The sequence below is a fragment of the Acinetobacter sp. Tr-809 genome (assembly GCF_011753255.1).
Lineage (GTDB): Bacteria > Pseudomonadota > Gammaproteobacteria > Pseudomonadales > Moraxellaceae > Acinetobacter.
This window is the reverse complement of the sequence record NZ_VWVZ01000006.1, coordinates 296,502-321,093: the sequence shown is the minus strand read 5'-3', so window position 1 is coordinate 321,093 and position 24,592 is coordinate 296,502. Positions and strand designations below refer to the sequence as shown.

The window sequence follows — 24,592 nt, the reverse complement described above, 5'->3', positions numbered from 1 at the left end:
CTATTCTCTTAATGATCTTCTCGATGATTCGTCATCATCAAGCTAGGTCGGCTATATTACTCTAAATTTCTTCAAAGTCAACAGGTAATTTAGATATTTAGCAAACTTATCAATCAAACCAAGAATCCAACCTTTCTAGCCAAATCCTTGTTTCTCAACAAGTTTTTATCTGCATCACCGCCGATGGATGTGCATTCTACAGCATTTCAGGGCAGGTGCAAGCGCTTTATTCAAATTTATTTAAATTATTAAATCGAGTGCCTATTTTTTACACAAATAAGGCTGAAAATGTGCGATTTGGTCGATTAATTGTTCAGTTTTATTTTTTTCTTGCCAGTGTAAAGGTCGGCAATCAATATATTCACAATACCCAGACCCCTCATAACTCTGGTTATTCCATAATAATTGATAATTAAAACTCCCGACATAACCCGCAGCTAAGCCAAATTTATAATCGCCTCGACTTTGTGCTTGTAGTTGAAATATGACTTTATCTTTTTCTGAATATTGCCAAATAAATTCTCGAGGCAAATACATTTCACGCCCATTCGGTGTCTGAACTTTTGGATAAACACGAGTGACGTCAAAAATCACTTGATGATCATAAAGTATGGAATGTTGTTCATTCGACTGAATTTCAATTCTGGAAAAAATAATGTTATTCCACTGATTTCTTAACTCAGACAGAATGATCTGCAAATCTGCATTGATCTGAATAATTTGATAAGTAAAAAAATGAAAAGCGATAAAAGGTAAATAGATCGCTCTGGCATGTTTTAGAATTCCTTGCGCCTCGATTTGATATTTTTGTTTTTTATAAATGATTTCACCTTCGCACTGACAGCGAACATACCAATAATCGCCAACCCCCCATTGCAAGGCTGAATGGTTTTCTATTTCAGTGCCAATAATCACTTTAAACTGGCAACTGAGTTCGTCATCATCACGTTTAAAATAATAATTTGGGAAATCAACTTGGATGTGATCCACATCTAAAAACTGATAACGGTCTTGCTCTAATTGACACTGCTCTTTAGCACTATAACTTTTGAGATGCCCGACAGTTGATGCACTACTACTCACCAAAACAGTCGCGGTATCAATTGCTGTCGTAGCAATTGCACTCGCGTTATAACAAATCGGAATACGGGGTTGTCCAATCAGGCTAATGAAATTTAAATAATGAAAAGGTTCAGGCAAATTAGGCAGGATCAACGCCTGATAGACAATTTTAAAAAGACCTTTGGGCGGATGAAAAGTTAAAGCATCTGACTTATTGAGGTTCAGCTGCTTTAATTGATTGTTATTCATCAATATTGGCATACTGAACCTCCGTATTTTAAGTTGTTATTTTTGCATCATTCTTTTTGGCAAACAACGTCGTTACAAATCCTGAAAGTACATAAAGGATACAGACAATCAGTATCCCTACAGGAATGTTGTACGTGATTGCAGCAAAAATCAAGACCACTGGCAACATCACGACAAAAGGTACACGCTTACGATCCATTTGTTTAAATGAATAGTATTTGATGTTTGAAATCATCAGCAAACCAACTGCAACCATGACAACCGAGTTAATGACTTGAATGACAATATCTTTTAAATCAAAGATAAATGGATAATCACGACCGACCCATACCAATGAAATAACAGTCACTGCCGCAAGCGGGCTGGCGATACCAATAAAGTAGCGCTTATCCACCACACCAATTTGCACATTAAAACGCGCTAGGCGGAAAGCAGCACAAGCTGTATAAATAAAGCAACATGCTAAACCGATACGTCCAAGATCATGCAGACTCCAGCTATACATCAAAATGGCTGGTGCGACACCAAAAGCCAACAAGTCAGAAAGCGAATCGTATTGCTCACCAAATGCACTTTGTGCACCAATAGCACGTGCTACTCGACCATCCAAGCCATCAAGCAATGCCGCCAAGAAGATGGCATAGATCGCTTGATTAAAATTTCCATTCATACTGGCAATAATTGAATAAAAACCAGAAAGAAGTGCGGCTGTTGTAATTAAATTTGGCCACAAATAAATACCACGGCGTTTCACTTTTTGTCCTTCGTGCGTATGTTCTTCTTCTTCTACTTCAAAAGTGATTCCGTCAAAAGAATGATCTTCTTTGTTCAGATCAGAATCAGGTTTAAGAGAATTTGTCATTATTTTCAATTCCTCGAGAATATTTTGACATTGATGGGTTATTCACCCACCAACCAACGCACAGCTGCATGTCCACCATTCTCACTCATGCGCAAATGTGGAAATAACCATTGTAATGCTTGATCCGCATCTTCAGAGAACTTCCAAGGTGGATTAATTACTAGAAGACCACAACCATTCAATCCGACTGGGGTGTCATCTGGCCATACACAAATTTCACAAATGAGCTGACGGCGAATACCCGTTTTCATCATTTTCTTTTCAAACCGTTCAATCATGGCGCGATCTTTGATTGGATACCAAACTGCGAACACACCTGTTGGCCATTTTTTATGTGCAGCTTGAAGTATTTCAACCAATTGAGGGAAATCTTTACGCTCAATTTCGTAAGGTGGGTCAATCATGACCAATCCACGCTTTTCTTTAGGCGGAATTACACCCATCAAGCCTTCATAAAAATCACGCTCATGCAGACCCGCACGTTTATCACGAATATTAAAATACAATTGCTGAAACACATCACGCTGCATTTCAAATATAGTTGCTTTATCAGTATCACGCATGCCTTCAAGGGCAAACCAAGGAGAACCTGGATAAGCGCCCTTACCCGAACCTGCACGCATATCTTCAACAATTTTAAGATATTGTTTTACGCCTTCAGGCGCATTACGCTTAATCGAATCGTCTAGCTTGACCAAACGATGGATACCCGTTAAGAATTCACCTGATTTTTGTGCTTCAGACGTAGATAAATCATATTTACCTGCACCACCATGGGTATCGATATATCGATAAGGTTTATCTTTAGCATTTAAACGAGCGAGCAGTTGAAGCAAAAGTACATGCTTCATAACATCGGCAAAGTTACCCGCATGGAAATGGTGACGGTAATTCATGTTGACAATTATTCCTCAATTCAGCAGGTAGTTTAACATGAAAGAAAAAAGTATTCTTTAGCGTTGATGTGATCGTCTAAAATTGCCTTGTAATCGAATCTAAGTCACTGGAGTGCTATGCAAGCAACAACTCTCCCACCCGCATTAAATCTTCAGTCTTGGAATTTAGATCAAGTACTGGATGATCTAAATGAATTTGGCTTTGCCTTAATTGATGATATTTACTCACTTGACTATGTACAGGCATTGGTACATGAATGCACATCGCATCTTGCCGAATTTAGAGCAGCTGGCATACAGAATGGTGTGGTCAGCCATATCCGCAGTGATCATATCTTATGGATTGATGGGCAACTGCCGATTGCACAGCAACATTTACAGACCTTAGAACATCTATCTCAAGCGTTGAATCAGGCCTTTTATTTAGGCATTAAAGAAGTCGAAGCACATTTTGCCTGTTATAACGCAGGTGAATTTTATGCTTTGCATCGAGATAATCCACAGCAAAAAAATGACCGTATGATTTCAACCGTGTTCTATTTGCATGAAAGTTGGCAAGAGGATTGGGGTGGTCAATTACGACTACAGGATAAACATGGTCAATGGCATATCATCCAACCACAACCAAATCGTCTGGCGATTTTTCAAAGTGATGTCTTGCACGAAGTACTACTTTCTAAACAGCAGCGTTTATCCATTACTGCATGGTTACGGAGTGGTGGTTCAATTTGGAATGGTTAGGGTCTTGAAATATCAACAGCCCTTATACCTTTAAATTTCGAAAAACAACCTTATATATCACGCATAACAGACGATTTTGGATCAATGATGTCGAATGAAACTCAACAAGTGATTGCTCGAATTGGCGAAACGGACCAACTCTATTTAGAAAGCAATACTCCCGAACTTGCTTTAGAGCGTGCTGACCTACGTTTGCAATTGGTGGTATTGAGCCATATTCGTCAGGAACAATTGCATTTCTTGCAAGAAGCAATCGTGCTCATTGAACAGGCACGTATCGAATACGATGAAATGCCACTCAGTTTATATTTAAATTTGTCCTTGCATCTAGCCAAAGCCTATATGATTTACTTTGAGTTAACCAAAGAAAGACGCTTTGCCTTAATCACCCAACAAATTTTAAAACCTTTAGCACATCACGATCATTTAGATGTTTATTTCTTTTTGGCCTATGCTTCAGCGGCTAAACAAGAACAAGCTTTAACACAACACTGGTTAAAAAAATATGTGTCATGTTTAGAGCATGATTTAGAATTATTACAACTCCATCCTGCATTTAACGCCATACGCCAAGAAGATTGGTTTAAAACATTGATTCAAAAAAAAGCTCACTAATGTGAGCTTTTTATATTTGATTATCTTGTACTATCGACATGCAACTGTTGATTCAACTCATCAATCACGATCGCCCACTCATCGTCTTTATCCCAATGACTTTTTAGAAAATCACGCTGTCCTGCACTCCAAAATTCCGCTTCATGTAATTTTTGATCAGCGGGTAACTGATGCGCTTTCACAAAATTTTCAATTGCAGCATCATCAGCCCCAAGCCCGAGTTGCTCAAATAAAAGCTCCAGTGTCGGTTGCTGTTCAAACATTGTTATTCTCCAAATCATGTCTCTTATAAAAATAATTTAACAGTAAATGCCATTATCATGCAGATGTATGTCTATATTTTCTTGTTGTTTTTTGTTCTTTATCCCATAAAAAAAGCACTCTCAAGGAGAGTGCTTTCAATTTATCAAAAAGATAAATTATTTTACCATGTCAGCAATTGCTGCACGTTCTTCTTCAAGCTCGTTAAGCGTGAAGTTGATACGTTCACGGCTGAACTCATCAATTTCTAAACCTTGAACGATTTTGTATTCACCGTTTTCAGTGGTTACAGGGAAACCGAACATTACGCCTTCCGGAATACCATAAGAACCGTCAGATGGAATACCCATAGTTACCCATTTGCCGTTTGTGCCTAACGCCCAGTCACGCATATGGTCGATTGCAGCGTTTGCAGCTGAAGCAGCTGAAGACAAACCACGTGCTTCGATAATCGCAGCACCACGTTTACCAACAGTAGGAAGGAACACATCTTTGTTCCATGCTGCATCGTTGATTTTGTCTTTTAAGCTTACGCCATTTGCAGTTGCAAAACGGTAGTCAGCATACATTGTTGGAGAGTGGTTACCCCAAACAGTCATGTCTTCGATGTCAGAAACTGCAACACCTGCTTTTTGAGCAAGTTGAGTTAATGCACGGTTGTGGTCAAGACGTAACATTGCTGTAAAGTTTTTCGCTGGAAGATCTGGAGCAGATTTCATTGCGATATAAGCATTGGTGTTTGCTGGGTTACCAACAACCAATACTTTAACGTCACGGCTAGCAACTTCGTTGAGTGCTTGGCCTTGACCAATAAAGATTTCGCCATTTACTTTCAACAAGTCAGCACGTTCCATACCAGGACCACGTGGGCGAGAACCAACTAATAACGCATAGTCAGCATCTTTGAATGCAACTTTAGGATCATCAGTCCCGATCATGCCTGCCAATAATGGGAAAGCACAGTCATCAAGTTCCATCATCACGCCTTTAAGCGCTTGTTGAGCTTTCTCAAAAGGAACTTCAAGCAATTGTAAAATTACTGGTTGATCTTTACCTAACATTTCTCCGCTTGCAATACGGAATAATAAGCTATAACCAATTTGACCAGCAGCGCCTGTAACGGCAACACGAACGGGTTGCTTCATGTGATATTCTCCAATGAGATGCGTTTGCACGATTGAACGCTATTATTATTCAATCGAATTATCATAAACGGCAAAGATTGTACTCTAAAGCGAATACAGATGCATGTAAAAGAGAATGAATTTCAACGAAAGTCTAATAGAAAATACAAATCAAACTAGGTAAATACCTAATAACTTCCTTTAATCGTAAATTCGCTTGGACAGCCTGTCACTATATGGCTTGCGCATTGCTTATATTGACCATTTTTCTGATAGCAGACGCGTATTTCAGTCAAGACCGAATCAAATCTCGATGACTGGCAAGTAAAGCGAATTCCATTCGGTGGTAATGAAGGATTGAGCTTGGTAAATTGCTGTCTTAAATTTTCTTTTTGTACTTCAATCGTATTTGGGCTGGTCAAATCAGCTGGTATTTTCAAACGTTCAGCAAAATTAATAACCGTTCTAAAATATTGACTGGCATTCATTGGCATACATCCGCCAACCTCCTGCCACAGCTGTACACGTGCATTTTCATCAGGCATAACACGCGCAACGACTTTGGCTTGTAATGGTGATAATTTTGCAGACGTTTTAGTTGAGCAATCTCGATTTAAAGGCACTTCAGGCAATAAGCTTGCAATCGTAAGCGAATAACCTTCCAGACATTTACGTTGTTTTTGTCTTGATGAATCAAAAGAGCACGCAGCAGGTGTCATTTGCACATGCATAACATAGCCTGCAACTTCTGTATTACTCGCAGCATATAATGGCGCACTAAAAGAGAAGAGCAAATAACAAGCCACTGCCTGTAGTGATCTCATCAACTGCCCTTTGAGTAATTCGATTGGTTTCATCAAATGCAAAAACTTCATTGTTTCACTTAAACATCTTGGTGTGTCTTTAAGGCCCACTACGTACAGGAATCGTGCTCATCCGTTTTTCTAACGATTGCGATCCCTGCCCTAACACCACACCGTAATGCGTGGCATTGGTCATGACATGTTTTACATAGTCACGTGTTTCCAATAATGGAATGGTTTCCGTGTACTGATCTGCAGCCATAATCTGAACATCAGGCTGCCAACGACGCGCACGATTTGGACCAGCGTTATAGCCTGCAGTTGCCAACACCGCATTACCACTCAACTGACTTTGAATCATTGAAAGATAATAAGTACCGTAACGGATGTTGGTGTTCATTTCACTTAAGGCTGCTGGGTTGTAAGTTTCACCCATTTGTCTTGCAATCAATTTCGCAGTGTTCGGCATGATCTGCATCAAACCACCTGCGCCAACATGAGAACGTGCAGAAGTCACAAAACGACTTTCTTGGCGCATTAAACCATATGCCCACGCAGGATCAATACCTGCATTGTAACTATGACTGGTCACATTACTACGATGTGGTGTCGCGTAGCGATAAGTATCGTTATGACGAGAAGTAGTACGATCTGCTGCATAGATTGCACGATCATACCAGCCCATATCATGCGCACTTTTCGCCGCTGCTAAAAGTAGACCATCGTCATGCTGTAAATAAGCTTGGCGAACCGCCCAATTCCACTCACGATTGGTATAGTTTGCTGGTGCATTCACATCTCTTAATGCAAACGCACGTCTAAAATGAATATTTTGATTCAGACGCTGTGTATCTTGAGCACTCGGTTGTTCATTATAAGGCTGATGGTTATAACGTTCACCTAGGCGATCTTTTGCCAACAAATTATGATAATCATCGCCAGATTGCGCCAGTTTACGATAGATCTGTTGTGCCGCTTGTTTTGAGCCACCATCGGAACGCTGTTCTGAAGCACGTGCCAACCAATATTGCCAACGATCTTCCTGCTTTTGTGTCACCGACATCGCATCAATCGCACGAATCAAACTTTCCCAAGCACCAAAGCGAATCGCCTGACGGGCATAAATCTCAGCTTCTTCAGGGCTGAATGGATAGCCATAACTTTGATCATAGGCATTTAATACTTCACGATTAAAGCCATTCTTCATCACGGTGGTACCACCGACATAACCAATGGTGCGATACAAATATTGTTGTACAGGTTGTGGCACATCTTGAACAGCACGCTGTACATTGCCCAAGGCATTAGTCAAATCACTATCGGCAACGCGTCCCAAGGCAAAGATTAAATAGGCGTAATCCGCATCATTCGATTTAGGTGCACTCCACAGATAGCCCAATGGATTGGCTTGGATTTGATTGAACTGTGCTAAAGAAAGGTTCAAGCCCATCGTTTGCGCTGTGGCAATGGCTGGACCAGACTGGCCTGCGCGTAATTGTCCCCATAAACGTTGTTGACGGTCTTGCGCAGTCATCAGCGGGCTAGACAACATCAACCGACCTAGACCATTACATGATTCAGGTTGAGAGTTAGTCGCTAACCAAATGTCTTTATATTCTGCAAAAACCAAACTATCACCTGTTTTTGCACGCACTTGTGCAACGGCACAGCTTTCTTCTTGATCTGGATTGGTCACATAACTCAAAACTGGCTTGGCATCAGCAAAGCTTCCGAGTTTGACTTTTTCTTCTACATAATCAGCAGAGAGTTTTTCTGCCATTGCTGATTGTGGATAGCGTTGTGCAAAGCTAATAATTGAAGATGCAGGCTGAAAACCCAAATTGGTGTTCAGTTTCCAATATTCAGGATAATAACCGAGCGCATCATTTTGCATGTCATATTGGTATTGATCGAGCAAGGCAGTATTGCTGGCATTGGCAGCGCGCAAGGCATCATTAAATTGTTCATCCAAAGCATAGACGGACGAGCATGCGATCATTCCTCCCATTGCAATAAAACAACGGAAGCTCTTCTTGTTATTCAATTTTGGAGTTACGGTTGTTCTAAAATCACGCTGCTTTTTCATCTTCATCAATATCTATGCCCAATTTTGCCCTGCTATTATAGTGTAATAAGTCTCGCCTTCTACTATTGTTGTGTTATGTAAATTACTGATTCATATTCATTAAAATTCACACAATTTTATTCACAAACTGTCCATTTTTGTCAGTTTTTTATTCTCTGCGTTCCGTTTAAAATACTGCTATAATCCGCCGTTTATTTAAATCCACCTTGTTTAGGAGCCTGCATGACGGTTCAAACATTCATTCCCAGTGCTGTAAAAGCTGCTTCAGAAAACACTGTTACCCAGCCAATGCACACCGCTGATGTTTCAATCAAGAAATTGTTTATTGAAACTCAAGGGTGTCAGATGAATGAGTATGACAGTCATCGTATGGCAGATTTGTTAGGTGATTCACATGGCTATGTGCTCACTGACAACCCGAATGAAGCAGACATCCTGCTGATGAATACCTGTTCGATTCGTGAAAAAGCACAAGAGAAGGTATTTAGTGGTTTAGGTCGCTGGCGTAAACTTAAAGAACAAAACCCTGATCTCATTATTGGTGTGGGTGGGTGTGTTGCATCGCAAGAAGGCGACAATATCCAAAAACGTGCACCTTATGTGGATATGATCTTTGGTCCACAAACACTGCACCGCTTGCCACAAATGCTAGATCAGCATCACGCTCAAATTGAAAAACCAAAGAAAGAAAAAATTAAATTGGTTGATATTTCTTTCCCAGATATTGAAAAATTCGACTTCCTGCCAGAACCTCGTGTCGAAGGCTTTAAAGCATTCGTTTCAATTATGGAAGGTTGCTCGAAGTACTGTTCATTCTGTGTAGTGCCTTATACCCGTGGCGAAGAAGTGTCTCGTCCGTTGGATGATGTATTGGCTGAAATTGCTGGGTTGGCTGAAAAAGGTGTACGTGAAATCAGCCTACTCGGTCAAAACGTAAATGGCTATCGTGGTGAAACCTTCGAAGGCGAAATTTGTACTTTCCCTGAGTTACTCCGTTTAGTTGCAGAAATTCCGGGCATTGGCCGCTTGCGTTACACGACCTCTCACCCGCTTGAATTCTCTGAAGATCTAATTCAATGCTATCGTGATCTACCACAAATGGTTTCGCATTTGCACTTGCCAGTACAAAGCGGTTCAAATGATGTACTACAAGCCATGAAACGTAATCATACGATTGATGTCTACATCGATAAGATTGCCAAGTTACGTAAAGTCCGTCCAGATATGCATTTATCTAGCGATTTCATCATCGGCTTCCCAGGGGAAACAGATGAACACTTTGCTGAAACCTTACAATTCATTAAAGACCTAGATTTCGATCACTCTTATAGTTTTGTCTATTCTAAACGCCCTGGTACACCTGCATCTGACTTACCAGACAATACCCCTGAGCAGGTGAAAAAAGATCGTTTGGCTCAAGTACAAGAAGTGATTAAACGTTCTAGCATTGATAAGACTGATGCAATGCTCGGTAAAATTGAGCGTGTCTTGATTGAGAAGGTTTCGGATAAAGACCCGAATGTTTTAATCGGTACAGCAGACAATACACGTTTAGTGACATTTATCGGTGATGCCACGTGGATTGGGCGTTTTGCAGAGATTGAGATCACGGAAATTAAAACTTTAAATTTAGTTTACGGAGAACTCTTGAATCTTGAACCTGACGTGGCGTAATGTAAGGGTATTCCTACAGAGCAACAAAAAGGGTTTATCTTGACTGCAGCGATTCGACGTACAGTAACGTTCCCTGAGATTCAATTGGAACGTTTGAAAAGCATGCTCGGTGCGTATAACGGGCATTTAAAACAAATCGAACAACGTTTAGATGTCAAAATTACTCACCGTGGCGATGCCTTTTATCTCGATGGTGATATAGAAGCGGTCGAAAGAGCCGAAGCACTACTGCAACGGCTCTATCAAGAATCAGAAATTTCCTCACAAATTAGTGCCGATGTCATTCATTTGATGATCCAAGGTTCACAGACGGATCGTGAACTTATGGATGATTCAGATCAAGAGCATACAGGTTTAGATAGCGTTTGGTTACAGACCCGCAAAGGGCGAATCAATCCACGTGGTGCCAATCAAAAACGCTATGTGCAACGTATTTTACAAAGTGATATTTCCTTCGGTATTGGCCCAGCAGGGACAGGTAAAACTTATCTAGCCGTTGCTGCTGCAGTTGATATGTTGGAACGTAACGAAATTCAACGTATCTTGCTGGTTCGTCCAGCAGTTGAAGCCGGTGAAAAGCTCGGTTTCTTACCCGGTGATCTCACCCAAAAAATCGATCCCTACTTGCGCCCGCTTTACGATGCCCTGTATGAAATGCTGGGCTTTGAAAAAGTAGCCAAACTGATTGAACGCCAAGTGATTGAGGTTGCGCCGCTTGCTTATATGCGTGGACGTACGCTAAACCACTCATTCGTGATTTTGGATGAAGCACAAAATACCACACCTGAACAGATGAAGATGTTCCTCACCCGTTTAGGTTTTGGTTCACGTGCCGTGATTACTGGTGATGTCACACAGGTTGACTTGCCGCGTGGGCAGCAATCTGGGTTAGCACAAGCATTACGTGTACTTGAAAACGTCCATGAAATTCATATCACCCGTTTCCATTCGCGTGATGTGGTCCGACATCAATTGGTACAAAAAATTGTTGAAGCTTACGAAGGTTGGGACAGTGAACAGCAACGCCTGTCTGCTGAAGCCCGTGCCGAACGCAAAGCTAAACAAGAAGCGCTGATTGCAGAAAATGATTCTGCTGCAGATGCGCAACACATTTAGAAAAATCCCCCTCACTCCCCCTTTCGTTGTGACACTTTAGTCGCATCTCAGGGGGACGATTTTAAGGATCTACTTTGAAAATCAATTTAAGTCTTCAACAAGACTTTCAAGCTGTGGAATTGCCACTTAAGCGTGGTCAAATCAAAAAAAATATCGAAACTGCACTGCGTCATGTCGGTTTTGATGTCAATTGTGAAATTGGAATTGCCTGTGTTGATCTCGCAGAAAGCCATGAACTCAATCTGCAATATCGTGAAAAAGACAAACCAACCAATGTGCTGTCTTTCCCAAGTGATATTCCTGAGGAAATGCTGAGCTTACTCGATGCAGAGCCTTTAGGTGACTTGGTTATTTGTATTCCTGTGGTTTTACAAGAAGCGGCTGAACAACAAAAAACGCCAAGCGATCATTTCACTCATTTACTGGTCCACGGTGTTCTACATTTGCTTGGTTTCGATCATGAAACCAGTGAAACTGAAGCTGAAGAAATGGAAGCTTTAGAAATTGAGATTCTAAAAAAATTGGGTATCGCCAATCCTTACCAAGCCGATGAAAGCTAATCCAAGGTCCTATGTATATCGTTATTTTTAAAGCCACGATCAAACAACTTGATGCAACTTACTCAGAAATGGCACAAATGCTGAGAAATAAAGCCTTGAGTCAATTTAACTGTGTCAAATTTGAAGCGTGTAGCGAAAATGGTTTTGAAATAGCGCTGTCCTACTGGAACAGTCTAGACGATATTAAACTTTGGCAACGCGATGCAGAACATCTGGTTGCTCAGCGTTTAGGTAAAGAAAAATGGTATCGAGACTTTAGCGTCGAAATCTGCAAAGTTGAACGAGCTTATTCGAATCAAAATGGCTTGTGAATAACTCAAAACTTATCCACATCTTCAATAAAAAAACGGCTGAATTCAGCCGTTTTTTATATCTCAAGAGAATTAGAATTGGTAGCGTAAAGCTAAAGTTGCATTACGTGGCTTTCCCCATGTCGTTTGGCCATATGCTGGGAAAATTCCATAGTACTCTTTATCAAATAAATGAGAGTTAATAAAAACACAGGTTAAATGGTGATCATTTTTATTATCAATTCAAGTTTCAAGAAATAAATTCAACTGACTGTTTTATTTGAGTTTAAATCTAGATTGATAGGAAATATATTTATGATTTTCACCAATATTTAATTCTTATCTTGTACATCATTATTTTATTATAAGAAGTACACCTTAATTAGTGTACTTCAAATTCAGCATCGACAGGATCAAAACGCCATGTACGAATGATGCGTAACTCAGAAATATCCTTTTTCATCTTGGCATCAAAAGGTCCAAATGGTGCACCACGGCGCACTGATGCTTTAGCTGCTTCATCTAAAATTGCATGCCCAGAACTTTCAATTAAACGGATTGCTCGAATTCCACCTTCTGCATTTAAAATCACCATTAGACGAACTTCCCCTGCCAATCGTTGTTGTTTGGCCTCATCAGGATAATAGCGGTTCCCGTATAACTCGACTTTTTGACGAAACTTATCCAGATAAGCAGCTGATGCATCTTGTTTAGCCTGAATACCATCGACCGTTTTAATGCGTTGTTTGCGGCTAAAGTTTTGTTGGCGTTGCAAATATTGTGCTTCTAAGCTTGCGACCATCGCCGCTTTAGCTTGAAATTGGCTTTGTAGGTCATCTAGAGTCTTTTTCCGTTCACTCTGTTCTGCTTGCTTTTGCCAGCTTAAAACAGTCATTAGAACCTTTTCTTCAAATTTTAATTCTCGTTTTTGCTGAATTTTTTCTAGACTATCTAACTCTTTTTCACCTGTAGTGGCATCTGTCTGCATTGGGGAAGGCATATCACTCGACATCCGATGTGCTTCACGAAACTCACCAGAACCTTGTTGATCAGCTTGTGCCAAAAAATCTGCGTCTTTAACTTTTTCCTGGCTTGGTCGAACAGTGACAGCTATTTCTTTGGTTGAAGTATCAGATGGCGACGGCATCGTAAATTGAATAGCCAGTACAGCGCCATGCAGCAACATCGCTAAAGCTACAGCCCCAACAAAGATAGGGTCTTGCCACCAATAAGGAGGCAGTTCTGAACGAAAATTTATTTTATTCAACATGGCATTTAAGTGACAAAAATGTCCCATCCCCAACGGCAGCACCGTATAAAAACCCAACCAATATTCAAATTTTTACAAAAATGTGATCCACTTATAGTTACAGTGTTTCCATACCATCATTTTATGAAAATGTAGCAATTAATTTTGCTACACTGCAAGTCAGAAATTTATTTTTATTTTTTAGTGAATACAAAGATCGTGGCATTGCTTTACTCATCAATTCACTTTCTGGAACAACTTTTATGCAAACGCTAATTTCATCTGTTGTTAAACGTCTACGTAAAGTTTACCAAAAAGCAGAAGAATTCATCGAAGAAGAAAGAGAATTTTCACTTTCACAAGTATTTGTGAATGCCACCATGGAACGTTATGTCACCGAAAATGTTGGCATCATGCAAGACCTGCATGCCGATCTTTATGATGGTTGGTTACGCTTATACACGACCCTCGATGTCAAAGGTCTGCATACCACCTTATCAGTTGATTTAAAATTGATTCAAATGGAAATGAATCAAAATGTACAATTAATGGTATTCGAGCAAATCAGTAACACCCAAGTGATTGAAGCCAAGTTTAAAAACATTTTTCAAAAATGGGGCTTTTATATCGCAATCTGGTATTACCAAAAATTCCGTGAAGAAGATCCACTCGGCAAAATCCTAGAGCATTTTGAAGTGGTCAAAGTCCAAGATGATTTACTTTATCTTGATTTAAACCGCTGGTTAGGCAAAAAGGCCAGCATTATCGAAACCTTGAGTAAAGTGCATGTCAATCGCGCTCGTGTCCGCCCTGCGGAGCTAATTGTTTGGGGCAATGTCAATCTTGCTGCAATTTTATCGCCTTCCAATGATGATGACTTTGATGAAGATAATGTTAACGATAGCGCAGTCACGCCAATTCAACAAAAAGACGGTAAAAGATAGCCACTCGCCATTGTGGCCTACCCGTTCTCACGATATATCATTGAAATATATATCTTCATGATTTATACGAAAAATTAACAAGTACCTCATAAAAAGCCTGATCTTTTCTTCATAATCTACGAGCATAATAGATTTATTGAATGGTAAAGATAAATGAGTGATGACTGATTGCATCACTCAAAGGATATAGTGTTATGACAAAGCAATTATTGAAAGTACTAGGTATTACGGCAGCTACGCTTCTAAGTGTTAGCTTATCTAGTCATGCGCTGGCAATGGCACCTTTTCAGGCGAGTTATCAGTTTAGCTACAACAATAAAAACTTAGGTTCTGCCACACGTACCCTTTCACAACAAGGCAATAACTGGACTTATCAATTCAGTGCCAAAGCGGGTGCAATCGCATCCGCATCTGAAACCAGCCAATTTGAATTTGTGAATAGTAAAATTAACTCACAAAAATTTAGCCGTAGCAGTAAAATTTTGATTCACAACAACACAATGAGTATCGATTTCAACCCAAGCAGTAAAGTTGTGAATACTCAAAAAGATAAGACGTCTAACTCATTTGCATGGCAAGCAGGTGCATTGGATGAACTCAATGCTGAATTGCAAATCCGAGAGGATTTAAAAAACAATTCACTAAAAACCAAATATCTCATTGCAGATGCGAAAGCATTGGATGAACGTCGTTTTGTGAAACAAGGAAACGAAAGTGTCAAAACCCCTTATGGCACATTCAATACGATCAAAGTCGTGATGCAACACGATAAAGCTGAGCGTAATACCGTGTTCTGGTTAGCTCCAAAATTGGATTACTTACCAGTGAAAATGGCACATAATGATGGAAAATCATCATATGGTCTGTTATTAACGGGTTATTCAGGTAAAACAAACTAAGCATCTGGTCAATTTTGGCTTGCATTTTTTTAGATGCTTTTTAAAATATGCCTTTGCTTGAACAAGCATCCGTTTAGAGGATTCTCCCGTGTACGCTTTAGAACAGAAAATCTTAAATGAAGGTATCGTTCTATCTGATCAGGTTTTGAAAGTTGATGCTTTCTTAAACCACCAAATCGATCCTGTGTTAATGCAGCTGATTGGTAAAGAATTTGCCGCTCGCTTTAAAGATGCTGGTATTACTAAGATTATTACCATCGAAGCTTCGGGTATTGCACCTGCAATCATGGCAGGTTTAGAACTTGGCGTTCCTGTTATTTTTGCGCGCAAATATCAATCATTAACACTGAAAGACGATCTTTATCGTTCTAAAGTGTTCTCGTTTACCAAACAGACTGAAAGTACCATTGCGATTTCAAACAAGCACATTAGTTCAAGTGACAAAGCACTTGTAATTGATGACTTCTTGGCCAATGGTCAAGCTGCGTTAGGTCTAATTGACTTAATTCATCAAGCAAAAGCTGAAGTTGTCGGTGTTGGTATCGTGATTGAAAAATCATTCCAACCTGGCCGTGATGTATTGCTTGAGAAAGGCTACCGCGTTGAGTCGTTAGCGCGTGTTAAATCTTTAGAAGATGGCAAAGTTACTTTTGTTACTGAGTAAGATTTAAAACCTAGAGAAAAGGCGGATGAAAACTCATCCGCCTTTTTTATTTAACAACAGTCCCAGTTATACAACACCTTAGAGAAATCTCGCTTCTTTAAATCCTCTGGGTGAATAAAGAAATTTCCTACTCCCGAATCGCCCCACATAATCTCGTTTTCAGCATCATCGGTATCCAGTTGAAAAAGTAAAATATAATCCTGCACCTTTTCATTATATTGACGTGGATCTGTCTGAGTAAAATAAGGGTATCCGCCTAAACGATGCCCACTTGCGGAAGCCACTTCATCATATGGCTCGATAAAATCATCTTCGAAATCACCACCTTCAAATTGATCTTCAAAATCATACAGTTCATCGACGCCTAAAATCTTCGGCGCAAAGGCAAAATCACCAAGACTAATTGGCTGAGAAGTCAGACTAAATTCAATCGCGTATTGCCCCGTAAATGGCAAATAATCATCTTCACCTAACTGAACTTCAGAGAAGTCCTGTTTTAATTGTGATGCATCTTCAAGCACTTGATCAAAGTACAACACTTTAAAGCCCGATTGCTGCTGTTGGTCATCAAAGTTCATCCCGTACAAATCATCGGCAGCGATATAGAACTGTAAAATCCCCTGATCCGGGAAATTGGGCAAACTTGGAATTTCAGCAAAATTAAACTGTGCTAGCAAAGCTAATGGATTGCCATCAGCGTCGACTGGATAAGTCGCATCTAGCGGTAAGTAAGGTTGTCCCCCAATTTTACTTTGCCATAAAGTCAATTCATCACTGGGAGTCAGTTGCATGGTGATGGTTGGCAGAACAGTCGCCGAGATTTTTTCTAAATATGGCTGCACACTGTTCGGCAATGTCTCTGGTTTAAAATTCATTCTACTGCTTATCCCTCTACTTATTTGTAGAATGTAATATAAAACAAGCAGCTAAATTTAAACAGAGAACAAAGTCTGCACTACGACAGCTAATGACGCTTAATTGCCACATTATTTATCACATAAATTCTGATAAGATTAGCCCGATAAAAATTTGCGATTAGGAATCACGATGCGCACTTACTTAGACCTTTTACAACATATCCTCGACAATGGCGGCGACAAAGGCGACCGTACTGGCACAGGTACACGTTCAGTATTTGGTCATCAGATGCGCTTTGATCTTTCTAAAGGCTTTCCGCTGCTCACCACCAAGAAAGTCCATTTTCGCTCTATTGCCATAGAATTACTTTGGTTCCTTAAAGGTGATACCAACGTTCAATATCTTAAAGACAATAAAGTTTCGATTTGGGATGAATGGGCAACCGCAGAACAAACAGCCCGTTTTGGCCGTCCTGAAAGTGAGCTTGGTCCAGTTTATGGTCACCAATGGCGTAACTTTGGCGCAACTAAAAATGAAGATGGTAGCTACCAACAGGATGGATTTGACCAGATCAAATGGTTGATCAATGAAATTAAAACCAATCCCAACTCACGTCGCTTGATTGTGTCAGGCTGGAACCCAAATGAAGCAGGTAAAGTGGCATTACCACCTTGCCATACCCTGTTCCAGTTTTTTGTACAAGACAACAAACTGTCATGCCAGTTATATCAACGCAGTGCCGATGTATTTTTAGGTGTCCCGTTTAATATTGCCAGCTATGCCCTACTGACCCATATGATTGCTCAGGTCTGTGGTTTAGGCGTAGGTGATTTTGTCTGGACTGGTGGAGATACGCATTTATATGCCAATCACTTTGAACAAGCGCAATTACAGCTTAGTCGTGAGCCGCTACCATTGTGTCAATTAAAACTAAATCCTGAGATCACTGATATTTTCGACTTTAAATTTGAAGATATTGAAATTGTTGGGTATGAATCACACCCAGCAATCAAAGCACCTGTTGCAGTTTAAATCGATTAGTTAGAGAGAATATAAAATGGCATGGCAAGGCACTGAAGTTGTCCACGTAGTTGCAATGGATAAAAAGCACTGTATCGGTAAAGGTAATGCGTTGCCGTGGCATATCTCTGCTGACCTGAAACATTTTAAAGCCATTACCCAAGGTGGTGTGGTGATTATGGGGCGTAAAACCCTTGAATCTATGGGACGTACCCTACCGAATCGTGTCAATTGGGTGATTACACGTGACCCTGAATGGCATTTTGACGGGGTTAAAGTCGCTCTCAGTATCGAAGATGCACTCAATGGTGCACTTACAGACGCACAACACGCCGAAAAAGCATCCTTATTTATTATTGGTGGTGGGGAGATTTTTACCCAAACGCTCGCTATTGCTGATCGCTTAGAACTAACTCACGTTGATCTCGATGTTCAAGGCGATGCGCATTACCCAAAAATCTCCGCTGACTTTCGCAAAATACACTCGGAACAACATACTGATGAGAAATCAGGGGTTAGTTTTGAGTTTGCGACCTACCAGAAATAAAAATGGATCGCACTTGTCATGCAGAATATTGGATCACGTGAGTTTTTCATCGCTTTAGGCATCGGGCTTTTACACAGTCTGTTTGCCTTGTGCGTGATCCTTTCAAGTATCTGGCTCTGTCTGGCTTTATGGATTCAGCAACCCTTAGGTAGTTTTTTTAGTCGTGCAGCCATTGTGCTATGGATCTTATTTGCACTCAGCTTAATTGGCGTCTATGTCAGTGGCCATCTTTTTAGCCGCCGCACAGATATCATGATTTACTGTGTTGCCTTTGCCTGCTCCTTAGTCTGGTATTTTTCCTTAGATGCAAGACAAGATCGAGATTGGAACCCAGAAGTTGCAGAACAGCTCCATTACGAAAAGAATGGGGATATTGTACAGCTACACAATGTCCGAAATTTCGATTGGCATGCTGATGGCAGCTATGACATTCGTTGGGAAGACCGCAGCATTGATCTAAATAAAATTACGGGCATCAATGTCATCACTTCTTATTGGATGGGCCCACAAATTGCGCATACGCTGGTCAGTTTCGATTTTTCAGATCAAAAGCCACTCGTATTTTCCATTGAAATTCGTAAGGAAAAAGGTGAAGACTTTTCTGCAATTGGTGGCTTTTTCCGTAAATACGAACTCAGTTTAGTCGCGTCAGATGAAAAGGATTTGATCTATACGCGCAGCAATATTCGTCATGAACAGGTCTATTTATTCCCGATCAGAATGCCTGCACCTGAACGTAAAGCTCTATTTATTGAGTATCTACACAAAGCTGATGAACTCCGTGCAGAAGCCAAATGGTACAACACGCTTACCAGTAACTGCACCACACTGGTCTTTGACATGGTTCAAGCGATTAATCCGCAACGCTTACCTAAAGATTACCGTTTATTGGCCTCAGGTTATTTACCCAATTACCTCTACGATTTGAAAGCGCTCAATCAAAATTACAGTATGAAAGAATGGTATCGCTTAGCACATATCAATCCACGCGCTGAACAATATGAGCAACAATCGAACCAAAGCAGTGAATATTTCTCGGATGTCATTCGAACAGGTCTCCCTAAAACTGAGTGATTTTTCCACTAATTTCATTAAAAACATCTGAACATTTACAAAAGGATACCGAATATCCTGCTCAGCTCCACGTTGTTTTATTTTAATAGCGGGCATAGAAACACAATGATTCGGATTTAAAATCTTATGTTAAAGCCTTTTTTAGCTTCTTGTACTTTGGCAGTTGCCGTAGCAATGACGGGTTGTGCAACCACAGAATCTCTCCAAACCTCACCGAATGCATCTCAGAAAGAAAGTACGGGGCTGTATAACCGCAACTGGATCGCAACACAGATCAATGGTGTGGAGATTAAAAGCAATGATCTTTCTGGCAAGCGCCCTGCGATTCAATTTGATGCGAAAGGCAAACGCTTCTTCGGTGCCGATGGTTGTAACCAGATTCAAGGCAGCTTTGAAAGCCAAGGCTCTGTCTTACGTTTAGGTCCAATTGCCTCAACAATGATGGCATGTATCGGTAAAGACAACAGCGCACTCTCTCGTCAATATGCAAGCGCATTGGCAAGCACAACCAGCTACGAACTTAAAGGCCATGAACTGAAGTTATTAGACACCTCTGGTAAAGTTGTAGTGAGTTTTGTGACTGTGATTCAACCACTTCCTTAATTCCTTATCGTAAAAAAGTAAAAGCTCGTTTCGAACACGGGCTTTTACTTTTTCAATACTTCGTTTACTTTAGTAGCATTCTTAAAATTAAAAATTGGGGAATCTCATGCAACAAGCACTCGTTGGTGGTGGATGTTTTTGGTGTGTAGAAGCGGTATTTCTACAGCTTAAAGGTGTAGAAAAAGTCGTTAGTGGTTATGCGGGCGGGATTAGCCAAAACCCAACCTATGAACAGGTATGCCAAGGTAATACTCAACACGCTGAAGTTGTCCTCATCGATTTTGATGAACAGCAGATCAGCTATACGCAATTGTTAAATGTGTTCTTTACCACGCATGATCCAACCACTTTAAATCGCCAAGGTAATGATATTGGCACGCAGTATCGCTCTGTGATTTATTATTTTAATGAAGATCAAAAGCAACAAGCAGAACAGATTATTCATGATCTGGACGATGAAGGTCTAAATATTGTGACTGAACTGAGTCCAGTACCCACCTTCTACCCTGCTGAGGAATATCATCAAAACTTCTTTGCACGCAATCCATCACAAGGTTACTGCAACTTTAGCATTCCTCCGAAGCTTTCTAAATTACGTGCTAAATATCTCGACCTCCTCAAAACAGACTAGGCGTAAAAAAAGCAACTCTGAGAGTTGCTTTTTTCTTTCTAACACGTTGTTTTAGTTTTCACTCACAAACGCAATATCACTTAAGCCTGCTTCGCTGGCACGAGACATCACTTGTGCAACCGTGTCGTATCTTGATTCTTTATCTGCACGTAGCTGTACAGTCGGTTTAGTCGCAGCCTGTCCCGCCTCTTGGAAGCGCTTCTCTAGCTCTTCCAAGCTAATAATCTGTGCATCCCAAGCCACTTCACCTTTGTCATTAATACTAATGGTGATCGCTTTTGGTGGTGGATCTACAATTTCAGCAGTGGTTTTTGGTAAACTTAATGGAATTGATGGGTTAGCAACCGTTGCTGTGACTAAAAAGATAATCATCAATACCAACATAATGTCGATCAGAGGAATGAGGTTCATCTCATTCATGCCACTGTCGTGGTCTTCACCCAATTGAAAGCCCATTTTAAGCTTGACCTCCAACTAAACTTTGTTGAGTCGCTTTAGTTTCAGTCTTTGCTGCGCTGTCTTGCTGCAACATGGTATCGATTAACAAGCTATGTGCTTGATCTTGTAAATCATGCGCCAAGCCACGATTGAAACGTACACAGATGTTATACGCCATAACCGCAGGAATCGCGACTGCCAGACCAAGACCGGTCATGATTAGTGCCTCACCCACTGGGGTTGCGACTTGAGCTAAACCAGCTTGACCACTTTTACCTACTGCTACAAGTGCGTGGAAAATCCCCCATACTGTACCGAATAAACCCACAAACGGTGCAAGTGAAGCAATTGTTCCAAGAACCGAAACACCTTTTTCTGCTTGTGATTTTTCAGCAGAGATTTGGCGAAGTAATGCTTGCTCAGCGACAGCTTTACGTTGTTCAAACGATAAAGGCTGTAGCTTTGATTTAAGTGCAGCCAAAGCTTGAACAAGTTGAGTATAAGCTTGTTGTTTTAATTGGCGTGTTCCTAATAGGCGCAGAATGAAAATAGTCCACGTCGCAATCGACATTGCTAAAAGGATGAAATACAGTGTTTTACTTACTGCATCTGCATGTTGCCAATAAACTGAAAAGTTCATATACGAACTCCTGATTTAATCTGTCGCAAGGACTCAAATTTATTAAGGACTAAGATCAAACGGCTGCTCTGCTCGAATCGGGTAAGCAACACCATTTTCCATATACGGTTTAAATTTCGCACTTCTTACAGCGCGTAAAACTTTTTCATCGAGATTCGGTATACCGCTACTACGTGTAACACGTGCATTGGTAATTTTACCTTTCTCATCAGCTTCAATCAGTACCATCACTGAGCGTGTTTGGTTATCTAAATCTTTTGCTGTAACAGATAATTTCGGTGAACGACTCCATTGAACCCCTGAACCTCCAATCGATACACGTTTTGGTGATGGATCAGCAGCAGGTTGAGGTTTCGTTACTTCCTGAACAGGTTGCGGTTTTTCAACCACTTTTTCAGTGACTGTAGTAACGACTTTGGTCTCAACTTTAGGTTCAATCTTTTGTTCAGTTTTTTGAAGAACAGGTTTTGGCGCCTCTTTTACCTGTTGAACCTTTTCAATCTTTTTCGGTGGAGGTAAAGGTTTTTCAACGACTTTAACTTCCTTCACTTCTTTTTTAGGTTCAGGTTTCGGCTGTTCTTTTGGTTTAGGTGGCTCTGGTTTAGGTGGTTCTTTAATTTTAACGAACTTCACCTTAAGCGGTTCTTTTTCGATTGGTCTTAACTCAATCGTTTTCATGTGGCTAACCGCCCACAAAACTCCTACATGTCCAATCACAACGGCAACTAATGCAGTGATGATTTTCTTTTTCATCGGGTGTGGCGTATTGAATGTGGCAGGAGATTGACTCATAAGAATCTAAGTACCAATATAGATGGTCAAACCTTTAAAAAAACGATTTCACTCATCGGATAGAACAATGAAAGTGCCGTAATAATAAATGAGAAGTGTTTTCATTTGCAACTGTTTTTTTATTGTATATTCACTAACCATTGAAAAATAAATATAAAAAAACATGCCTTTCGACATGTTCTCTTTACATACTGAAACAAAGTGATGGATTAGAACACCACTGTTTTGTTTCCATCAACAATAATACGGTCTTCTAAATGCCATTTTACTGCACGTGCCAATACGTTACGTTCAACGTCTTCGCCTAACTCGCGTAACTGCTCTACGTTGTAGTCATGGCTAACACGTTCAACATCTTGCTCAATGATTGGGCCTTGATCAAGATCAGCTGTCACGTAATGCGCGGTTGCACCAATCAGCTTCACCCCTTTCTCATAGGCTTGCTTGTATGGATTTGCACCCACGAAAGCAGGCAGGAAAGAATGATGAATATTGATGATCTTCATTTCCCACTTGGCAACAAAATCTTCACTCAAAATCTGCATATAACGCGCCAAGATCAATAGATCATTGCCCTGCATCATTTCATCAATTTGAGCATAAGCCTCAACTTTATTGTCTTTATTGACTGGAACAACATGGAATGGAATACCAAAGTTTTCAACCGATTCACGCAAATCTGGATGGTTTGAGATAACTTGGGTAATTTCACATGGCAATGAACCACGCGCATGACGCCATAACAATTCCAATAAAGCGTGGTCCACTTTAGAAACTAAAATACCGACCTTTTTCAACTCACCAACAAAAGTAAGCTTCCATTGCATCTCATAACGTTCAGCAACATTGGCAGCAAAGGTCTGCATCAGCGCTTCTTTACGAGATTGCAAATGATCAATCTCAAATTCAACACGCATGAAATAACGCCCGCCCTGAGCTTCTGTTGCGTACTGATCAAGTGCGGTAATGTTTGCTCCCTGATGATACAAAAAGCTCGATACGGCTTGCACGATCCCCGGCTTGTCTTCACAAGTAATCAGTAATCGCGCTGTGTGGGCTGTAGTCGTGTTCATTTGGTTAATATCACTTATTCGAATCAAATTAAAATCAAGCCGAGCATTCTAACCCTTTTTTGCTATTGACTAAATAGCTGCTGACGATCTATTCGTCATCATTTTTAAGATTAGACAAACTCGCGAACAAGTCTGATGGTCCAAGTGATTTCAATAACTGTTCATAGGTTTGGCGACTTTCGCCCATTAAATATGGACCTTCTAGGAACACCATTTGGCGCAATGCTTGCCAAACCCATTTTTCTTCCAGACGATTGTTATCGCTGATATGACCTGACATATATAAGAAGTTGGTCCAGTTAGTCAGCACAATCCACAAGTTGATGATCAGGGCTTCAATCTCTGAATCGGTCATTTTCATCAAGCCAGCATCTACAAAGGCACGATAGATTTTTTGTCCCTGCTGCATCACCTGTCCAGCAAAACGTGGATAAATTTTTCTAAAGTCTTCATTATTTTCAACTAGATGATAGACATCGCGATGAATAAAACGATAGGCCCACAACTGATTGCTGAGTACTTGAAAATAGCTAATTTTATCATTTGCATTCAATGGACGATCCGTTGGCAAAGCCAACATCTCCAAAGTTTCTGCCTGATATTGCTGTGCCAGTTCTTTAATAATTTCCTGTTTGTTACGGAAATGATAATACAAGTTGCCTGGGCTAATCCCGAGTTCAGCCGCGATGTGATTGGTTGTGACCGAACGCTCTCCACGCTCATTAAACAACTGCAAACTGATTTGCAGAATTCGATCTTTTGTTTTATTCGGTTTAGCGTGCGACATTGATTTTAACCATCTATAACATAATCAATAGGTT

Annotated in this window: 28 protein-coding genes; 14 read left to right on the top strand and 14 right to left on the bottom strand. The window is 40.4% G+C overall.

Annotation, left to right across the window (positions count from 1 at the left end; translation table 11 throughout):
* Positions 1–261: 261 nt before the first annotated feature.
* The 3 genes from F3J02_RS15180 to F3J02_RS15170 are packed head-to-tail and all read right to left on the bottom strand — an operon-like array spanning position 262 to position 3,069.
* Positions 262–1,323: a DUF6670 family protein gene (locus tag F3J02_RS15180; RefSeq protein WP_167250572.1), complete on the bottom strand. Its 1,062-nt coding sequence runs from the start codon at positions 1,321–1,323 to the stop codon at positions 262–264.
* A gap of 16 nt (positions 1,324–1,339) precedes the next feature.
* The gene (pssA, locus tag F3J02_RS15175; RefSeq protein WP_005155209.1) at positions 1,340–2,173 is read right to left on the bottom strand and encodes a CDP-diacylglycerol--serine O-phosphatidyltransferase; all 834 of its coding nucleotides are present in this window, start codon (positions 2,171–2,173) and stop codon (positions 1,340–1,342) included.
* Between the two features lie 38 nt (positions 2,174–2,211).
* Positions 2,212–3,069 (bottom strand): 23S rRNA (adenine(2030)-N(6))-methyltransferase RlmJ, encoded by an 858-nt coding sequence (locus F3J02_RS15170; RefSeq protein ID WP_167250570.1) that lies wholly within the window; start codon positions 3,067–3,069, stop codon positions 2,212–2,214.
* A 117-nt stretch (positions 3,070–3,186) separates the two neighbouring features.
* On the opposite strand from F3J02_RS15170, the gene F3J02_RS15165 reads away from it, so the two are divergent.
* Together F3J02_RS15165 and F3J02_RS15160 are read left to right on the top strand one after the other, a co-directional pair.
* Positions 3,187–3,810: a 2OG-Fe(II) oxygenase gene (locus F3J02_RS15165; RefSeq protein ID WP_167250568.1), complete on the top strand. Its 624-nt coding sequence runs from the start codon at positions 3,187–3,189 to the stop codon at positions 3,808–3,810.
* 87 nt (positions 3,811–3,897) lie between these two features.
* Complete coding sequence (locus tag F3J02_RS15160; protein WP_167250566.1) at positions 3,898–4,425, top strand: hypothetical protein; 528 nt, start codon at positions 3,898–3,900, stop codon at positions 4,423–4,425.
* Between the two features lie 20 nt (positions 4,426–4,445).
* Here the strand turns inward: F3J02_RS15160 and F3J02_RS15155 are convergent, their stop codons facing one another.
* The 4 genes from F3J02_RS15155 to F3J02_RS15140 all read right to left on the bottom strand — a co-directional run bounded on the left by F3J02_RS15155 (position 4,446) and on the right by F3J02_RS15140 (position 8,621).
* Entirely contained in the window at positions 4,446–4,688 is a 243-nt protein-coding gene (locus F3J02_RS15155; RefSeq protein ID WP_167250564.1) for a DUF2789 family protein, read from the bottom strand.
* A 156-nt stretch (positions 4,689–4,844) separates the two neighbouring features.
* Positions 4,845–5,831 carry a malate dehydrogenase gene (locus tag F3J02_RS15150; RefSeq protein WP_004655942.1) on the bottom strand — a complete coding sequence of 329 codons (987 nt, stop codon included), beginning with the start codon at positions 5,829–5,831 and terminating at the stop codon, positions 4,845–4,847.
* A 167-nt stretch (positions 5,832–5,998) separates the two neighbouring features.
* On the bottom strand, positions 5,999–6,667 hold the full coding sequence (locus F3J02_RS15145) for a ribonuclease I (protein ID WP_167250603.1): 669 nt from the start codon (positions 6,665–6,667) through the stop codon (positions 5,999–6,001).
* Between the two features lie 46 nt (positions 6,668–6,713).
* Positions 6,714–8,621: a lytic transglycosylase domain-containing protein gene (locus F3J02_RS15140; RefSeq protein WP_171526148.1), complete on the bottom strand. Its 1,908-nt coding sequence runs from the start codon at positions 8,619–8,621 to the stop codon at positions 6,714–6,716.
* Positions 8,622–8,921: 300 nt separating this feature from the next.
* Here F3J02_RS15140 and miaB point away from each other — a divergent pair, with 300 nt between their 5' ends.
* The 4 genes from miaB (at position 8,922) to F3J02_RS15120 (ending at position 12,360) form a co-directional block, all read left to right on the top strand.
* Positions 8,922–10,373: a tRNA (N6-isopentenyl adenosine(37)-C2)-methylthiotransferase MiaB gene (gene miaB / locus F3J02_RS15135; protein ID WP_167250560.1), complete on the top strand. Its 1,452-nt coding sequence runs from the start codon at positions 8,922–8,924 to the stop codon at positions 10,371–10,373.
* Between the two features lie 39 nt (positions 10,374–10,412).
* Positions 10,413–11,489, top strand: coding sequence for a PhoH family protein (locus F3J02_RS15130; RefSeq protein ID WP_004655946.1), 1,077 nt, complete (start codon positions 10,413–10,415; stop codon positions 11,487–11,489).
* A 74-nt stretch (positions 11,490–11,563) separates the two neighbouring features.
* Complete coding sequence (gene ybeY, locus F3J02_RS15125; protein ID WP_167250558.1) at positions 11,564–12,049, top strand: rRNA maturation RNase YbeY; 486 nt, start codon at positions 11,564–11,566, stop codon at positions 12,047–12,049.
* 11 nt (positions 12,050–12,060) lie between these two features.
* Positions 12,061–12,360, top strand: a complete 300-nt coding sequence (locus F3J02_RS15120) for an antibiotic biosynthesis monooxygenase family protein (RefSeq protein WP_167250556.1) — start codon at positions 12,061–12,063, stop codon at positions 12,358–12,360.
* A 361-nt stretch (positions 12,361–12,721) separates the two neighbouring features.
* Here the strand turns inward: F3J02_RS15120 and F3J02_RS15115 are convergent, their stop codons facing one another.
* Positions 12,722–13,609 carry an energy transducer TonB gene (locus F3J02_RS15115; protein WP_167250601.1) on the bottom strand — a complete coding sequence of 296 codons (888 nt, stop codon included), beginning with the start codon at positions 13,607–13,609 and terminating at the stop codon, positions 12,722–12,724.
* Between the two features lie 242 nt (positions 13,610–13,851).
* Between F3J02_RS15115 and F3J02_RS15110 the strand changes: the two genes are divergently transcribed.
* The 3 genes from F3J02_RS15110 to F3J02_RS15100 all read left to right on the top strand — a co-directional run bounded on the left by F3J02_RS15110 (position 13,852) and on the right by F3J02_RS15100 (position 16,095).
* Positions 13,852–14,532 carry a hypothetical protein gene (locus tag F3J02_RS15110; protein WP_167250554.1) on the top strand — a complete coding sequence of 227 codons (681 nt, stop codon included), beginning with the start codon at positions 13,852–13,854 and terminating at the stop codon, positions 14,530–14,532.
* 194 nt (positions 14,533–14,726) lie between these two features.
* Positions 14,727–15,431 carry a DUF3108 domain-containing protein gene (locus tag F3J02_RS15105; RefSeq protein WP_167250552.1) on the top strand — a complete coding sequence of 235 codons (705 nt, stop codon included), beginning with the start codon at positions 14,727–14,729 and terminating at the stop codon, positions 15,429–15,431.
* A gap of 88 nt (positions 15,432–15,519) precedes the next feature.
* A complete protein-coding gene (locus F3J02_RS15100; protein ID WP_004655958.1) occupies positions 15,520–16,095 on the top strand; it encodes a xanthine phosphoribosyltransferase in 576 nt (191 codons plus the stop codon).
* 50 nt (positions 16,096–16,145) lie between these two features.
* Here the strand turns inward: F3J02_RS15100 and F3J02_RS15095 are convergent, their stop codons facing one another.
* Positions 16,146–16,970 carry a YwqG family protein gene (locus F3J02_RS15095; RefSeq protein WP_167250550.1) on the bottom strand — a complete coding sequence of 275 codons (825 nt, stop codon included), beginning with the start codon at positions 16,968–16,970 and terminating at the stop codon, positions 16,146–16,148.
* Between the two features lie 172 nt (positions 16,971–17,142).
* On the opposite strand from F3J02_RS15095, the gene thyA reads away from it, so the two are divergent.
* The 5 genes from thyA to msrA all read left to right on the top strand — a co-directional run bounded on the left by thyA (position 17,143) and on the right by msrA (position 20,828).
* Positions 17,143–17,985, top strand: coding sequence for a thymidylate synthase (gene thyA, locus F3J02_RS15090; RefSeq protein ID WP_167250548.1), 843 nt, complete (start codon positions 17,143–17,145; stop codon positions 17,983–17,985).
* 25 nt (positions 17,986–18,010) lie between these two features.
* Positions 18,011–18,520 (top strand): dihydrofolate reductase, encoded by a 510-nt coding sequence (locus F3J02_RS15085; RefSeq protein ID WP_167250546.1) that lies wholly within the window; start codon positions 18,011–18,013, stop codon positions 18,518–18,520.
* A gap of 18 nt (positions 18,521–18,538) precedes the next feature.
* The gene (locus tag F3J02_RS15080) at positions 18,539–19,594 is read left to right on the top strand and encodes a DUF4105 domain-containing protein (protein WP_167250544.1); all 1,056 of its coding nucleotides are present in this window, start codon (positions 18,539–18,541) and stop codon (positions 19,592–19,594) included.
* 126 nt (positions 19,595–19,720) lie between these two features.
* The gene (locus F3J02_RS15075) at positions 19,721–20,197 is read left to right on the top strand and encodes an META domain-containing protein (RefSeq protein ID WP_167250542.1); all 477 of its coding nucleotides are present in this window, start codon (positions 19,721–19,723) and stop codon (positions 20,195–20,197) included.
* A gap of 106 nt (positions 20,198–20,303) precedes the next feature.
* Complete coding sequence (gene msrA, locus F3J02_RS15070; RefSeq protein WP_167250541.1) at positions 20,304–20,828, top strand: peptide-methionine (S)-S-oxide reductase MsrA; 525 nt, start codon at positions 20,304–20,306, stop codon at positions 20,826–20,828.
* 51 nt (positions 20,829–20,879) lie between these two features.
* Here the strand turns inward: msrA and F3J02_RS15065 are convergent, their stop codons facing one another.
* From F3J02_RS15065 to F3J02_RS15045, 5 genes are all read right to left on the bottom strand, one after another.
* Positions 20,880–21,284 (bottom strand): ExbD/TolR family protein, encoded by a 405-nt coding sequence (locus F3J02_RS15065; RefSeq protein WP_167250539.1) that lies wholly within the window; start codon positions 21,282–21,284, stop codon positions 20,880–20,882.
* A gap of 1 nt (position 21,285) precedes the next feature.
* Positions 21,286–21,906 (bottom strand): MotA/TolQ/ExbB proton channel family protein, encoded by a 621-nt coding sequence (locus tag F3J02_RS15060; protein WP_167250538.1) that lies wholly within the window; start codon positions 21,904–21,906, stop codon positions 21,286–21,288.
* A 42-nt stretch (positions 21,907–21,948) separates the two neighbouring features.
* Entirely contained in the window at positions 21,949–22,698 is a 750-nt protein-coding gene (locus F3J02_RS15055) for an energy transducer TonB (RefSeq protein WP_216076284.1), read from the bottom strand.
* Between the two features lie 209 nt (positions 22,699–22,907).
* The gene (gene purU, locus F3J02_RS15050; protein WP_004802565.1) at positions 22,908–23,771 is read right to left on the bottom strand and encodes a formyltetrahydrofolate deformylase; all 864 of its coding nucleotides are present in this window, start codon (positions 23,769–23,771) and stop codon (positions 22,908–22,910) included.
* A gap of 88 nt (positions 23,772–23,859) precedes the next feature.
* Positions 23,860–24,558, bottom strand: coding sequence for a TetR/AcrR family transcriptional regulator (locus F3J02_RS15045; RefSeq protein WP_004655980.1), 699 nt, complete (start codon positions 24,556–24,558; stop codon positions 23,860–23,862).
* Positions 24,559–24,592 lie beyond the last annotated feature (34 nt).